General features: G+C 39.5%; 14 protein-coding genes. 7 read left to right on the plus strand and 7 right to left on the minus strand.

Annotated elements, in window-relative coordinates; all coding sequences use genetic code 11:
* Positions 1-2: 2 nt before the first annotated feature.
* Together CLV99_RS11475 and CLV99_RS11480 are read right to left on the minus strand one after the other, a co-directional pair.
* The gene (locus CLV99_RS11475; protein ID WP_133584659.1) at positions 3-1010 is read right to left on the minus strand and encodes a YihY/virulence factor BrkB family protein; all 1008 of its coding nucleotides are present in this window, start codon (positions 1008-1010) and stop codon (positions 3-5) included.
* Positions 1000-2760: an AMP-dependent synthetase/ligase gene (locus CLV99_RS11480; RefSeq protein WP_133584660.1), complete on the minus strand. Its 1761-nt coding sequence runs from the start codon at positions 2758-2760 to the stop codon at positions 1000-1002. Before CLV99_RS11480 ends, CLV99_RS11475 begins: the two co-directional genes overlap by 11 nt.
* 273 nt (positions 2761-3033) lie before the next feature.
* Here CLV99_RS11480 and CLV99_RS11485 point away from each other — a divergent pair, with 273 nt between their 5' ends.
* On the plus strand, positions 3034-3540 hold the full coding sequence (locus tag CLV99_RS11485; protein WP_133584661.1) for a hypothetical protein: 507 nt from the start codon (positions 3034-3036) through the stop codon (positions 3538-3540).
* Positions 3541-3558: 18 nt separating this feature from the next.
* Here the strand turns inward: CLV99_RS11485 and CLV99_RS11490 are convergent, their stop codons facing one another.
* Positions 3559-5292 (minus strand): M61 family metallopeptidase, encoded by a 1734-nt coding sequence (locus tag CLV99_RS11490; RefSeq protein WP_133584662.1) that lies wholly within the window; start codon positions 5290-5292, stop codon positions 3559-3561.
* Positions 5293-5509: 217 nt separating this feature from the next.
* Between CLV99_RS11490 and CLV99_RS11495 the strand changes: the two genes are divergently transcribed.
* Positions 5510-6373 carry an N-acetylglucosamine kinase gene (locus CLV99_RS11495; RefSeq protein ID WP_133584663.1) on the plus strand — a complete coding sequence of 288 codons (864 nt, stop codon included), beginning with the start codon at positions 5510-5512 and terminating at the stop codon, positions 6371-6373.
* Between the two features lie 27 nt (positions 6374-6400).
* Positions 6401-6913 (plus strand): glutathione peroxidase, encoded by a 513-nt coding sequence (locus CLV99_RS11500; protein WP_133584664.1) that lies wholly within the window; start codon positions 6401-6403, stop codon positions 6911-6913.
* Positions 6914-7053: 140 nt separating this feature from the next.
* Here the strand turns inward: CLV99_RS11500 and CLV99_RS11505 are convergent, their stop codons facing one another.
* Positions 7054-7638 carry a thymidine kinase gene (locus CLV99_RS11505; protein WP_133584665.1) on the minus strand — a complete coding sequence of 195 codons (585 nt, stop codon included), beginning with the start codon at positions 7636-7638 and terminating at the stop codon, positions 7054-7056.
* A 148-nt stretch (positions 7639-7786) separates the two neighbouring features.
* On the opposite strand from CLV99_RS11505, the gene CLV99_RS11510 reads away from it, so the two are divergent.
* Positions 7787-8647 carry a hypothetical protein gene (locus CLV99_RS11510; RefSeq protein WP_133584666.1) on the plus strand — a complete coding sequence of 287 codons (861 nt, stop codon included), beginning with the start codon at positions 7787-7789 and terminating at the stop codon, positions 8645-8647.
* Positions 8648-8703: 56 nt separating this feature from the next.
* On the opposite strand, the gene CLV99_RS23325 is transcribed toward CLV99_RS11510, so the two are convergent.
* Positions 8704-9183 carry a hypothetical protein gene (locus CLV99_RS23325; RefSeq protein ID WP_211348528.1) on the minus strand — a complete coding sequence of 160 codons (480 nt, stop codon included), beginning with the start codon at positions 9181-9183 and terminating at the stop codon, positions 8704-8706.
* 175 nt (positions 9184-9358) lie between these two features.
* Between CLV99_RS23325 and CLV99_RS11520 the strand changes: the two genes are divergently transcribed.
* Both CLV99_RS11520 and CLV99_RS11525 read left to right on the plus strand, forming a co-directional pair.
* A complete protein-coding gene (locus CLV99_RS11520; protein WP_133584667.1) occupies positions 9359-9673 on the plus strand; it encodes a YbaB/EbfC family nucleoid-associated protein in 315 nt (104 codons plus the stop codon).
* An 18-nt stretch (positions 9674-9691) separates the two neighbouring features.
* Positions 9692-10390 carry a metal-dependent hydrolase gene (locus tag CLV99_RS11525; protein ID WP_246032746.1) on the plus strand — a complete coding sequence of 233 codons (699 nt, stop codon included), beginning with the start codon at positions 9692-9694 and terminating at the stop codon, positions 10388-10390.
* Between the two features lie 60 nt (positions 10391-10450).
* Here CLV99_RS11525 and CLV99_RS11530 read toward each other — a convergent pair whose 3' ends face one another.
* Together CLV99_RS11530 and CLV99_RS11535 are read right to left on the minus strand one after the other, a co-directional pair.
* Positions 10451-11308: an N-acetylglucosamine kinase gene (locus CLV99_RS11530; RefSeq protein WP_133584668.1), complete on the minus strand. Its 858-nt coding sequence runs from the start codon at positions 11306-11308 to the stop codon at positions 10451-10453.
* 197 nt (positions 11309-11505) lie between these two features.
* Positions 11506-13230, minus strand: a complete 1725-nt coding sequence (locus CLV99_RS11535) for an MFS transporter (protein WP_133584669.1) — start codon at positions 13228-13230, stop codon at positions 11506-11508.
* 481 nt (positions 13231-13711) lie between these two features.
* On the opposite strand from CLV99_RS11535, the gene rho reads away from it, so the two are divergent.
* The gene (gene rho, locus CLV99_RS11540; RefSeq protein ID WP_133584670.1) at positions 13712-15214 is read left to right on the plus strand and encodes a transcription termination factor Rho; all 1503 of its coding nucleotides are present in this window, start codon (positions 13712-13714) and stop codon (positions 15212-15214) included.
* Positions 15215-15220: the final 6 nt, after the last annotated feature.

A 15220-nucleotide genomic window follows, 5' to 3' on the forward strand; every position in this document is an offset into this window, starting at 1 on the left:
AGTTAAATAAGAGGATTGTCTTTTGAAGGTGATTGTTTATTCGCTGTGCTGGGGGTGATCTCCAGTTCTGTCTGTTTGACGAGAACGGCAAATGAGGCCGGGGTTATGCCTTTTCCGTAGCGGATGGCGTATTCTTTCGTAAACTCGGCTCCAAAATAGAGTATAGCTGCGGAATAGTATACCCACGCTAAAAGTATAATGATAGAGCCTGCTGCACCATAAGCGGTAGCGGTCGCATTGACAGATAAGTAGAGCGAGATGCCATACTTCCCGATCATAAATAGGATAGTTGTAAAGATTGCTCCTCCTAAGATGTCCCGGAAACGAATCTTGGCATCGGGTAAAACTGCGAAAATGAAACCAAAAAGGACTGCAATGACGATAAAGGTGATGCCGGAATTGATCCAGCCTAATAATTGGATGTCCCAGTCTCCGAGGAGATTGCCTATATGTCGAGCGAGAATGCCTATAACACTACTAATAAGTAAGGACGCCATTAAAAGAAAGCTAAGACCTAGTATCATAGAAAATGATATTAGTCGATTTATGATTAGTTTTAACCAACCTTTTTTGGGTTTTACCTTTATCTTCCAAATGGTGTTTATGGAGTTTTGAATGTCGACAAAGATTGTCGTCGCTGTAACGATTAAAGTGGATATACCTACGACAAGTCCGATACTGGATTTGTTTTCAAAGGAAATCTTCTGTACTGCGCTTTCTAGCAATTTGGATATGTCGGGGCCTAATAGATCGGTCAATTCGGACATAACCGTGTTTTGGGCCCCATCCGGCCCCTCAAGGTGATTGCCATATACAAAACCTAATGCCCAGACGAGAATAATCAGTAATGGACCTATGGAGAAGACAGTGTAATAGGCAAGTGAGGCACTTAGTTTCATACAATTGTCATCGATGAATCCATTTCCGGCATCAAGTAACAATTGTCCAAAGCCTTTTAATTTTTGGATGATAGAACTCTTTTTTTTTGTTTGCCCTTTTTTATTCTGCATAGATTTCTTTAATCGTTGTTTCAAACTTCTGCATGATGACTTTCCTCTTCAACGATAATTTCGGTGTGAGTTCACCGCTGTCGATGGACCATTCTGTAGGAAGTAAAACAAATTTTTTGATCTGTTCCCAGTGGCCAAAGTTAGCATTTGCTTTGTTAACTTCCTGCTGGTACTTTTCTAAAATTTGTGGAGTCTGGATAGCTTTCTCTTTGGATTCGTAAGGAATTCCTTTGAATTTGCAATATTTTTCAAGTTCTTCGAAGGCCGGCACAATAAGTGCCGAGGGGAAACGTTGGTTTTCTCCGATGACCATTACCTGTGCAATTAGTGTTGATTCCATAAGCTTGTTTTCGAGTACTTGAGGAGCAACGTATTTACCGCCAGCGGTTTTAAACATTTCCTTTTTTCTATCCGTAATCCGTAGAAAGCCATCTGGAGTGAGTTCGCCAATATCACCCGTGTGAAAATAATGCTGTTCGTCGATGGCTTCTTTTGTAGCTTCATCGTTTTTGTAGTACCCAGATGAAATAGAAGGCCCTTTTACTAAGATTTCGCCGTCTGAAGCTATTTTGACATCTAAATTTTTGAGTACGCGTCCTACTGTTCCAAACTTGACGTCTTTGGGATCCCAGGAGTTGACAGCGATTACGGGTGAAGTCTCTGTAAGGCCGTATCCCTCAAGTACTTTTATGCCTGCGGCCCAAAATACACGGGCTAGGCGCTCCTGTAAGGCTGCCCCTCCGGATATAATGAATTTAATATTGCCACCTAGGGCTTCCTGCCATTTGGAGAAAATTAGTTTTCGGGCAATACTGAGTTTGAAGTTGTAGAAGGCGGAATTGGCATGAGGTTCTTTAAACTCGTGTCCAAGATTGACGGCCCAAAAGAACAATGCTTTCTTTATTCCGGTCAAGGCTTTTCCTTTTTCGATAACTTTATCGTAAACTTTTTCTAATACACGTGGAACCGTAGCAAAAAGCTGTGGTTTAACATCGTTGATATCCTGTACAATATTGTCTAAATTTTCAGCATAATAGACCTGTACACCATTTGATATGTACAGATAGACTACCATGCGCTCAAAAATATGACATAGCGGAAGAAAGCTCAGGGCTTTGGTAATATCGTCTGTCAATAGGTGAGTACAGGCTTCCACATTGCTAATGATGTTATGATGGGTTAAATATACCCCTTTGGGTTTTCCAGTGGTACCCGAAGTGTAGATTAGTGTAAGAAGATCATCCGTTGTGACGGCATCGTTGTAAGGTGCTAAATCTATACTAGACTTTCTACCCTCGTCAACCAATGTGCTGTAGTTTAGATGTTGATCGACCGGATCGAAGGTGTATATTTTAATGTCTAGCTGATTTTCTTGGAGAACGAGACTTACTTTTTTTGTGAGTTCTGCGTTACTGATGAAGATGAGTTTGACGTCGGAGTCATTGATGATATAGGATAGGTCCTGTGCTGAGAGAGTAGGGTATAATGGGACTAGTGCTACCCCGATTTGATTGCAGGCAAAGTCGATGATATTCCACTCCGGTCGGTTCCCTGACATCAGTGCAACACGGTCTCCTTTTTGAAGTCCTTTGGATAGCATTGCTTTGCTAAGGCTATCTACCAGTTCTATGATTTCCGTTTTGTTGTATTTTTTCCAGCCTTTGTCTTCTCTTTTGGCGAGTAGTAGTTCGCGATCGGCGGTATACTGGTCGTTCTTTATGTAATCGAATAATCTTGTTGCACTGCTCATGATATTCTTTTTTTGATGTTTACAAATGGATAAGAGCCCCAAACTGTGGCTTCTATAAATATAGTGAATCGGCTTGAAGAATTGAAATCAAAAATGGTTAAAAAGGTAGTAATGACATACCTATTTCTATTTTTATACGTTATATAGATTATGGAACTTAAACCACAAGGCCTGTTGTCCTGTACACTGTCCACGCGTGTGAAGGGGAGTTTGTAGACCGTGATTTTTTTTACAATGTAAATGTGTTAATTTTGAAATTTATTGGAATATAGTATGAATCAAACTTTACGTAATCTTCTATTTGTAGCAGTTTTGCTTTTTATAGGTAAGGATAGTTTTGCACAATTGGATAGCCAACATGCAATCGGAGCCCGTTTTGGCTCTGCAACGGGTATTAATTATCGATACACGCTGTCTCCGGACCGTGCTGTGGAGGCAATCATGAGTATACAGAGTAACTCAAGAACTAATCGTTTTAGGCTTGTGGGCTTGTATCAATTCCATAAACCGATTAATGATGATTTTTCGTGGTACTATGGCTTTGGGGGAAGTGTAGGTAGCTATACACAAAAGGCTTACCGTGACTATCAGAATGGAAGAGATTACCCTAAAGATTCTGAGGTGGCTTTGAGTATTGACGGAGTAATCGGTGTTGAATACCGGATTCCGACCACGCCGCTATCCATTTCATTGGATTTGAAGCCTTACTTTGACTTTATACAAGAGTCTAGTATCCGGTTGATTGATCCCTTTGGGTTTTCTGTGCGGTATAAGTTTTAAAAAAAAATATGGTTGTCTCTATAGAGACAACCATATTTTACCTAGCTCAGTTGCTCTAGTATCTGCATCTGGGATGACTTCGATACTAAACGCTTTCTTATCGGAGAGAAGCACTGGGATTTCTAAGGTGTGCACTAGTCCATCTCTGGCTATGAGTATGCTTACGGTATCACCAACTTTTGCCTGCGCTAATATGTAGTCAAAGGCTTTATTCTGTGGGTCTATCCGATGTCCATTGATAGCGATTAACTCATCTTCCACGTTCAATCCTCCCTTCCAGGCACCAGAGTTGCGATCTACTTGTTTTATGATGGTCTTGCTGTCGCTATGTACGATTTTTATGCCTAATGTAGGGGTATGCTGATTGGCATTATGATCAATCAATCGATAACCTACTGCGTTAAAGTATTTGTTGTAATCTAACTCTTCTAGGCTATGTGCAGCCTGAAATATCTCTTGTAAATCTACGCCTGAGACTTGTTCTGCCAAGAGGCGGAATTCGTCCTCTTCGAAGCCTCTATTTTCAATGAGGTAAAACTGCTCATAGGCAGCTTTAATGACATCGTCTAGTCGGCGTTCTCCTTGTGTCTCTGCTATGATTTTAAGGTCTAACGCTACTGCAAGCATTGCTCCTTTGTTATAATAAGAGATGCTGGTGTTGTGGGAATTCTCGTCAGGTCTATATTGCTTGATCCAAGTGTCAAAGCTTGACATGGCGGCACTTTGTAATTCGTAGCCAGGTCTGTTATAGACGGTATTGAAGTCTATGGCCAGTTGCTGTAGGTATTCGCGTTCTTCATAGAAGCCGCATCTACGTACAATCAGATTGTCATAATACGCTGTAAAACCTTCCATGATCCACAATCCGGTGGTATAGTTCTCTTGTTCATAGTCAAAAGGACCTAAGGCTTTTGGACGCAGACGTTTTACATTCCAGAGGTGAAAGTATTCATGGGCCACAAGGCTCAGGTAGCCTTTATAGGTGTTCGGTTGGCTGTAAGTATATCTTGAAGCCGCGAGAACGGTGGAGTTAAGGTGTTCGAGACCTCCGTGTGCGCTCTGATAATTGTGCGTGATGAAGGTATAGTGTTGATTTGGGTTGGATCCCCAGATTCTATTTTCTTCTGCTATGATTTTTGATACATCTCTGGAGATTTGTTCACGGTCATAATCAGCTATCCCTACCATTGCAAATTCATGCGGTACACCGTCTACTTCAAACGACCAGGTATCCTGATTCCCTATTTCTAAGGGACTATCATAAAGGATGTCGAAGTTGTCAGCATGATAGGTATGTAAGTCTTTGCCTGGTTCCAAACCTGTTGATATCTTATTCCAATGCGAGGGCATATGAACAGAGATGTCACATGGAAGGTGCAGATGCTCGTTGACGAACATAAAAATACCTACTGGACTGAGAAAGGCATGAGAGTGGTCGATATGACTGGTACGTACTGAATTTTCAAAAGCATAAACAGCATATTTGACAATAATATCGTCCCCATTATGAGTTACTCTCCAGGTGTTTTTACTCGTTTTATATGTTTTAAGCTCTTTGCCTTCGGTAGATGAGGCTGAAAAGCGTTCTACATTTTTTGGGTATTCTCGAATCAGGTAAGATCCTGGTGCCCATACGGGCATTTTTAAATCGAGGTAGTCTAAAGAAGTAAAGGATTTGATGTGCATTTCCACTTCTACATAATGTGCCTGTGGTTCGCTGAATGAGAGTGTAAAATGAATAGAGGGGTTCATATGTAAATAAGGTGTTCTTTAATGACCATTTTTATTTATGGGTGCATATTTTGGCAACCTGATTCAAAGGTAGGGGTAATGGGGGGGAGTTCAAAATTATATCTGATATATAAAATGTACTTTGAGACGGTAATTTTTCATCTCGGAATTGGTGAATGCAAAGCATTTTATCTAAGTTTGACATACAAAAGTATTGTTGTTTGTAAAGTAAGAAAGAATGATTTTAGTTGCGGATAGTGGTTCGTCTAGTTCGGATTGGATGTTGAATGTGCCGGATAGTAAGCCTTTGTTTTTTAAGACACAAGGCTTGAATCCTTTTTTCGTGAATGAAAAGGAAATAGAAAAGGTATTGAAAGATGTCCCTGAGATTATACCTTACATTGATGAAATAAGAGAGGTTTATTTTTTTGGTGCAGGCTGTATCACACCTGATCGGAGAGAGATTGTCTCTAATGCATTGACTGTGCTGTTTCCGAAAGCGTTTATTGCTGTCGAGTCGGATCTGTTGGGAGCAGCTTATGCTACCTGCGGGTCGACAAAGGGCCTGGTGGCAACATTAGGCACAGGTTCTGATATCAGTTATTACGAAGGAGAAGATCTACAGACTAGCCTACATGGTAACGGATATGTATTAGGGGACGAGGGATCGGGGGCTTGGTTTGGCAAAAGACTGATAACAAGTTTTCTCTATGGTACTATGCCTCGGGATTTGGCAAAACTCTTTGAAGCCAAGTATCATGTGACTAAAGATATTGTAATCAAGAATGTCTATCAACGGGATAGGCCTAATTCTTATCTGGCATCGTTTATGCCCTTTATGTCAGAACATAGAGCGCATCCTTACGTGGATAAGCTTTTGACAGATGGATTTGATGAGTTTGTACGCACAAATATCATGACGTATCCTAATTTTTGGGAGTATAAGTGCAATTTTGTGGGCAGTATCGCGTATGTGTTTGATATGCATCTGCAAGCAGTGTGCAATCTCCATGGGGTAGAAGTGGGGAAAATATTGCGCTCGCCGATAGAAGAGATATTTCATTTTATCATACAGCGTGAGTCAAGTAGTGTTGATTATTAAGTCATTATAAAACAAAAAACGTTAATTATGTTTACAGTCGCATTGATTATGGTGCTTAATATGATTGTACCACCAGCTAGTGTGTATGATTTTTCTTTTACGTCTATAGATGGAAAGAAAATTGAGCTTTCGGAGTTTAAAGGAAAAAAAATATTGATAGTGAACACTGCATCAAAATGTGGTTTTACTAAACAGTACAAAGATCTGCAGGAGTTGCATACACTATATGGGGACAATTTGGTCATCATAGGTTTTCCTGCGAATAATTTTGGTAATCAAGAACCGGGTGCCAATGAGGAGATCAAAGAGTTTTGTCAAGAAAACTATGGGGTAAGTTTTCTCATGGCAGAAAAGGTCGAAGTTAAAGGCGATAAGATCGACCCCTTGTTTAAGTTTTTGATCGAACAGCCTAATCCTGACTTTACAGGAGCTATTAAATGGAACTTTGAGAAGTTTTTGGTCGATGAAAATGGTAAGTTGATCCACCGCTATCGGTCGCAAGTGAGTCCGATGGATATGGTGTTGACTGGACAGTTATAAAAAAAACACTCTTGATGGGCAAGAGTGTTTTTAACTAACCAATTTTTAACCTAAATTTTGATGAAACTCATCTTTATGAAGTACACTACAAAAGTAGGGGCTTACTTGCATATTTAAGGTTACTTAAAATTAAGTTTGTGTTAAATATCATTTGCGGTGTGATAGCAATACCTGCATAGTGGTTCATAGCTTTCTTTTTCGCCTAATAATACGATGTTTTCATGTGCTGTAATCCGGTGGGAGTAGTTGGCCGGCGATCCGCATCGTACACACACTGCATGTACCTTTGTGATGTGTTCGGCAATGGCAAGCAGTGCGGGGATAGGCCCAAATGGTTTACCTTGAAAATCCATATCCAGCCCTGCTACGATAACACGTACCCCTTTGTTGGCGAGCTGTGCACAGACATTGGGCAGTTCGTCATCGAAAAACTGTGCCTCATCTATACCTACGACTTTAGTGTCGCTGCTCAAAAGTAGTATTGCAGAAGAATGATTGACTGGTGTCGATGGAATGCTATTGCTATCATGTGATACAACTTCTTTTTCGGCATACCTTACGTCGATGGAAGGTTTAAATATTTCAACGGGAAGCCTAGCGAATTGAGCCCGCTTCATTCTACGGATAAGCTCTTCGGTCTTTCCAGAAAACATGGATCCGCAAATCACCTCGATGCTTCCTATCTGTCCATCTCTTCGATTGAAATACTGTTCGGAAAATAACATATTATTTTTATTTATTAATAGTGCTTTGGGAACTGTTAATATATCACAAATCCGTACTTACAACAGCACGAATATCGAAATTATATCTTATTTTTGGTATACCTAAGATGTAGGATACTAGTGTTCATTATAAAAAAATACGATACCCATGGCTAAGTCTAAAGATCAATTGTTTGCGAAGATAGATTACCTTCTTTCTGATATTAACTCTAAATATGAATTGTTAAAGTCTAATGAGGATCTCGATGCGGTAGAACTGACTCTCTTAGAGGGGGATATTGATTATCTGTCGAATCATATCAAAGCACTGGGTTACTTTGTGGAGTTCGAAGAGGTAGAGATCATAAATGATGTTGTCTTTGAAACTGCACCTCAAGCTCCTGTATTTACTCCAGAATCGGTCATTACGAAAGAAGTAGATTCACAGGCGATATTTGAAGAAATCCCTGCGGCTCCAGTGGCACCGGTACAGACGGAAGCTCCAGCTAGTTTTGTAGATCAAGCTCCGGCAGCGGAAACTAAAACTTCATTCGAAGCGGAACAACGATTCGAAGAGCCTGTGGCTCCTATAAAGAAGGAAGAGGAATCTGTGGTGCGTGAAGTTATTGAAGAAAAGAAAGTACTGGTTGTGGAGCAGGTTGAGGTTAAAGTAGAGACAGTAATAGAGGAAGAATCGACAAGACCATTGACGATAAATGAGTTGATTCACCAACAACGCCTTGCGGGTGTAAATATGACTCAACAATTTCAGACATCCAATGCACAGGAACGGGTGATGGATCTGAAATCGGCTGTGAGTTTGAATGATAAACTCTTGTTTATTAAAGATTTGTTTAATGGATATAGCCTGGCTTATAGTGAAGCATTGGAGCTGTTAAATAGATTGAACAATTTTGCCGAAGCAGATGCTTTCTTACAATCTAACTATGCGTTGAAAAACGGTTGGGCAGAGAAACCACAGACGGTGGATAAGTTTTACATACTGTTGAGAAAGAAGTTCTCAAATTAATATGAAAGTAAACAAAAATGGCATCTTTTTAAAGATGCCATTTTTGTTGAACGATATTAACTCAGATCAAATTTGATCCAGTCTGAACCATTCCTTCCAAAAATAAAATATTTTGGCTGGATGATTTCTGCTAGGATCTCCACATCCTGTAGGTAGGTTGCTTCGCCTTCGTTGAAGTGATCTGTTTGAACAATATATATATTGTTGTTTGCTACAGCTTTGCTGTCGGCCTGTGAATTGATAAAAGTAGGTATTAGGCTATATAAACTTTCATCACGTTGGAGTATAATGAAAATAGCGATATCAGAATGAAGCTTTTCGGCCAAAGTGCCTCCGGCAATTTTTACTTTTTCCTGAAGTTCATCAGAATGGATAACCTGAAAATTATTTTGATCTACGATACAGACAGAAGGAATGGCATCGGGTGTGAGAAATTTTAATTTGTGGATAATGGTATCAATTTCCTCTTCCCAATGTTCGGCCAGTACATCGTCTTGCTGTTTTAGTGTGGCTATTATCTCCTTGTATTTTGTCATGTTGCAAATTTAAGCAGGGACGGGGTATAAACCTAATTATGTTCGTTATTTTGAGCTACAATCTTGATTTCGTATTTTGGTCGGAGAAAAGTGTAGGTGGTATGTCTAAAGTGAGTTCTAAAAGAATAGGCTACCTATAGAAGAAACGATGAATATTTAATATAAAGAAAATACTATGTTTGATAAATTATTTCAAGCGCAACAGAAGGCGCAGGAGATTAAGTCTAGGTTGGATAATATATCTGTTTCTGCTGAGGCTGAAGGAGGGAAGGTCCGTGTTGTAGCGACAGCAAATAAGGAGATAAAGGAGATTGTCATTAGCGATGAATTATTTGCAGAGGGGGATAAGGAGCAAATAGAGGATCTTTTATTGGTTGCTCTTAATAAGGCTTTGGCGCAGGCTGAAAATGTAAGTCAGACGGAGATGCAGGCAGCAACGCAGGATATGTTTGGAGGATTAGGAGGCTTAGGTAATCTTTTTAACAAATAGTAATCGGAGGATTTTTATATGAATGCCAATAATATAAGTGCCCGATATCTAGGGCAGTCTTGTGTAGAGTTTGATTTTAATGGAACCAAGGTGCTTTTGGATCCTTTTGTTTCGTTCAACCCTTTAGCCAAAGGAGTTGATGTGCAGTTGTTACAGCCTTCGTATATTTTTCTAAGCCATGGTCATCAAGATCATGTGGCGGATATGTTAGAAATCCAGAAGAATAGTGACGCTACTGTTGCGGCAATTGTTGAGACCGCTGCTTGGGTAAGAAGAGAAGGGGTGTCGGAAGATAGGGTTATTGAATTTAATTTCGGAGGTACATTACATCTTCCTTTCGGTAAGGTTAAGATGGTGTATGCGCTACATACAAATTCTACTCCGGATGGAGTTTACGGGGGAATGCCATGTGGCTTTATTTTCTTTATAGGTGATAAAAAGATTTATTTTGCTGGAGATACTGCTCTAACGCTAGAGATGAAATTGTTGGAAGATCTGGCATTGGACTGGGCTTTTTTGCCTATTGGAGGTCATTATACCATGGACATGTATGATGCGGTCAAAGCCTCTAAACTTGTCAATTGTAAGCAAGTCGTAGGAATTCATTATGATACTTTCCCGCCGATCGCTATTGATAAGGAAGAGGCTAAGAAAGTGTTCGCTGCCGAAGGGGCGACCTTATATCTGCCGGACGTCGGAGAGACCTTGTCTTTATAAAACAAAAAAGAGGAACACGTTGAAAATGTTCCTCTTTTTTGTTGCTAATGTAATGTTCGTTTAGTTGCCCATTGATCTATCAATATGGAACTTTACGAGGTCGTCAATTGGCGAACGTAATATTTTTCCAACTTTCATTCCGTATTGGGTTGCTTTTTCTTCTAATACATTTCTGAAATTATAACCTACAGAGCCAATACAGTTGAATGTATAGGTTTGATAGTCTGGATATTTACTTACTAGGTTTGCAAAGAATGCTTCAAACGAGTCGTCAACAATTTTGCGTGTGTATTCGATATTAACGTTGTTGTCGTATACGAATTTGCTAAAGCTAGCACAGAAGCGGTTTGCCAGCGGTTTGGTATAAACGCTATCCATGATTTCGTCTGGTGTAAGCTTATAGGTGTCGAAGAATACTTTGGAGACATCCTCAGGCATTAGACCGCGGACGAAGTCGGTTAATAGTTTTTTGCCAATATATGATCCTGATCCTTCGTCTCCTAGAATATATGCCGCTGAATTGATATTGTGTGTTATCTCGTCTCCGTTATAGATACAGCTGTTGGTTCCAGTGCCTAATATCGCAGCAAAACCTGCCTCCTTACCTAATAGTGCGCGAGCTGCAGCTAATAAGTCATGGCCGATTTCAATTTTTGCATTTGGAAATAATACGCGGAAAGCCTCTTCGACAATCTTTGCTTTTTCTTGATTATGTACGCCTGCTCCGTAGTAGTTGACCTCTTTTATTTTGTCTAAAGGAAGATCTTGTGGTAATCCCTTTTTTAGAGAATTTACAATATAGTCGCTTCCTACGAAATAGGGATTATAACCCTCAGTATTAAAATAGATTTTTTTTTGATTATCGTCTAATAGGCACCAATTGGTTTTGGTTGAACCTCCATCTGCAATAATGATCATTCTAGTTTGTTTTAGTCCAGTAATTCAAATGTTTATATGCACCTCGAAGATACATTTTTATTAACAAATATCCATGATAAACTATCGTAATATTTTGAAAGGAAAAGCTGATAAATAAAAAAAACGCCCTCAAACTAATGTAGAAGGCGTTTTTTTTATTTAAAACTTAGTGTAAAAAGTACAATTAGTTTTCATGCTTAATGACTCGAGGAGCCTTCAACTTGGTCTATGTCTATATTTTGTTTCTTGAGGAATCGCTTGGCGAGGATAGCAAAAGCGATGATATACATAAAACCAAGCAGTGGAATGATGTAAGAGTTGTGTATACCAATGATATCTGCCAACTTACCTTGTATAGGAGGGATGATACCACCGCCAAGAATCATCATTACTAAGAAGGCAGACCCTTGTTCGGTGTATTTGCCGATTCCTACAATAGAAAGGGAGAAAATAGATCCCCACATAATGGAACAGGCTAAACCTCCGGTAAGGAAAGCGTAGATTGCAATTGTGCCTGAAGACACGAGTCCAATAAACATAGAGAGGACACCTAGAGTTCCAAAAATGACTAATGTGCGTACTGGTTTTTCTTTGCTGATGAAGAATGCTATGACCTGTACAATGATACAGATAGCGAAGAAAAATAAATGAGACATATCAAACCCAGCTATAGAATTTACAGCCAATATAATTCCAAAGGCTACAAATGGTATAGTGGCGACAAGAATCTGTTTTGTTGCTTTGGCAAAATTAAATGCGGTAACCGCCCCTGCCCAGCGTCCAATCATCATCCCGCCCCAATACATGGAGATGTAGGGCGTAATCTCAGATGATTGCAAACTGCCAAACTCTTCTAAGGTTAATAGCTCCCCTAGATTACTGCCGATTGCAACTTCTACACCGACATAGATGAAAAGAGCTAACATCCCTAATACGAGTTGAGGGTATTTCATAGCACCCCAGCCCTCTGCTGCTTTGGTAGCCCGACTATAGGAGAATAATAATGATCCAACAACAACTATAAAGGCGCCAAATAAAAGTGCCATCCGTTTTAGTTCCAGTGGGTGCCCGATTTCTTTGATTTGATCTTTTAGTTGCTGAATTAATCCGCTATCTGAGGTAGATTTGATCTGTTCTTGTAGGCCTACAATCTGTAATGCGATATCGCTTTTGTAGCTTAAGAACACTGGAATAAACATACATGCAAGGAGTACAGTCATCGTGATGAGGGTATTCTTTGCTTTGTTGGCAGACTCCATGGGTTCATTATTAATCCCTGCGGGTACCTTTTTGGAAAAGTGGAAGAGCGCTGCTGCTAGGATAAATAACAAACCGACTCCTATATAAAGGTAGATGACTTTGTTTAGGGGCAAGTTTGATATTTCGGTATCAGAAATTGTTTCAAATGTACCAAAGAGTGCATATCCAATGACCAATGGGCCTATGGTAGTTCCAAAAGAATTGACAGCGCCTCCTAAATTGACTCGAGAAGCCCCCGTTTTAGGATCTCCTAATAGTACTGCAAATGGATTGGCTGCGGTTTGTTGTAGGGAAAAACCTAGGGCTACAATAAACAGACCGATGAGCATACCGAAATACAGGTTTACTTCTACCGCTACAATCATTGCTGCGGCTCCTAAGGCTGAAAATAGTAACCCATAGACTATACTTCTTTTGTAGCCCCATTTTCCAACAATGTCTCGGCCTGATAGTGTTCCGAAGATGAAAAGTAGCAATGCACCTACATAATACGCACTGTAAAATGCGAAGTCAATAAGCTGTGATTGAAACTGATCTAGATGGAAATAGTTTTTGCAGAAAGGAATGAAAATACTGTTCCCCGCAGCAATGAAGCCCCAAAAGAAAAATACAACAATTAAGGTGTATAGGGCAGAATAATTTGTTTCCTTATTATTATTCATATTATATAATTATTTCTAAATGTTTGTTTTTTCTTTGTCGTATGGAATGACGTAAACATAGGAGGTACGTTTTTAAAATGTGCACCTACTGTTTTGCTAATATTAGTGCTTGTGCATCCTATGGCACAGTTACATTGCTTTTTTATCTATAATTTATCTCATTCCTGTTACTATGGTGGTGTTTTTGGTTTAAGTTGTACTTACAGAAGTTAAACATACGAAAAAAATAAATATGTTTAAATCATAATGATATCTATATGGACAATAAGTACTTGTATTAGGATAGATTTTTTATTTTTTTTTTGAAATATCAAATCTTATGGTTTTCTTTGTGCATTCTCAAGTTTATCCTGATTCAGAATAAGAAAGTGATATTTTTTTCGTTTTGATTATAGTAACTTAAAAAGGAAAGCTTTTTAAGTATTAAGGTTAAATTTCAAACTATTAAAAATCCAAAAAGTACAATCATAATTCAACATTAATGAATATTAACGAATTGAATTCAAAACTCGTGTCAGAATTGCGCGAGATAGCGAAGGTGTTAGGCATTGTCGAGGTTGAAAAACTTCGTAAACAAGAATTAATTGATAGGATTGCTGAGATTGCTCAGCAGCCAATAGCTGAAGTGCCGGCCGTAGCTGGAGGATCGGAAGAGGAAGAAGATTCGGCAGATAAACCCCGTCGTCGTACTCGGACTGTAAAAACAGAAGCATCTCCTGTTGTGCGTCGAGATAAACCAGAGGATGAGGCTACACCAAATTTGTTTAATTCAGAATCTGTTGCTAGTGAGCCTGTACAAGCAGTGCAAGAGCAAGGAAGTCCTGTAGAAACTAAGAAAGCGGAAAGTTCATCTTCGACAAACACGGATTTTGATAATGTAATTGTTAATGAAGGTGTGTTGGAAATTATGCCAGATGGTTATGGATTCTTACGTTCTTCGGATTATAATTACTTGACATCTCCAGATGATATTTATGTGTCTCAGTCTCAGATTAAGTTGTTCGGACTTAAGACGGGAGATAATGTAAGAGGTAGTATCCGCCCTCCTAAGGAAGGTGAGAAATACTTTCCTTTGGTAAGGATTGAGTCGATCAATGGCCAAAATCCTGCGGAAATGAGAGATCGTGTCCCGTTTGATTTCTTAACGCCTTTGTTCCCTGATGAAAAGTTAAACCTAGATTTGGGTACAAATAACTATTCAACGCGTATCATGGATTTGTTTACACCTATCGGTAAGGGACAACGTGGATTGATCGTGGCTCAGCCTAAGACAGGTAAAACCAATTTGTTGAAAGAGGTAGCTAATGCAATCGCGAAAAATCATCCTGAAGTGTACCTTATTATTCTGTTGATTGATGAGCGTCCTGAAGAGGTGACTGATATGGCTAGGTCAGTACGTGCCGAGGTAGTTTCGTCTACTTTTGATGAACCGGCGGATAGACACGTGAAGATTGCTAATATCGTACTAGAGAAAGCTAAACGTATGGTAGAATGTGGGCATGATGTGGTTATTTTGTTAGATTCTATTACACGTCTTGCACGTGCATATAACACAGTAGCTCCTGCTTCTGGTAAGATTTTGTCTGGGGGTGTGGATGCAAATGCACTACATAAACCTAAACGTTTCTTTGGTGCGGCACGTAATATAGAAAACGGTGGATCATTAACTATTTTGGCTACAGCATTGACGGATACAGGTTCTAAAATGGATGATGTGATCTTTGAGGAATTCAAAGGTACAGGTAATATGGAGCTTCAGCTGGATCGTAAACTTGCCAACAAGCGTTTGTTCCCAGCTATCGATCTTACTGCTTCGAGTACGCGTCGTGATGACTTGTTAATGGATAAAGATTCATTACAGCGTCTGTGGGTATTGAGAAATCATCTTTCAGATATGAATTCGACTGAAGCGATGGAGTTTTTACTTCAACAATTGAGAGGAACACGCTCAAACGAAGAATTTTTGATGAGTATGAATGGATAATCCGTA

The sequence above is a fragment of the Sphingobacterium yanglingense genome (assembly GCF_004363245.1).
GTDB lineage: Bacteria > Bacteroidota > Bacteroidia > Sphingobacteriales > Sphingobacteriaceae > Sphingobacterium > Sphingobacterium yanglingense.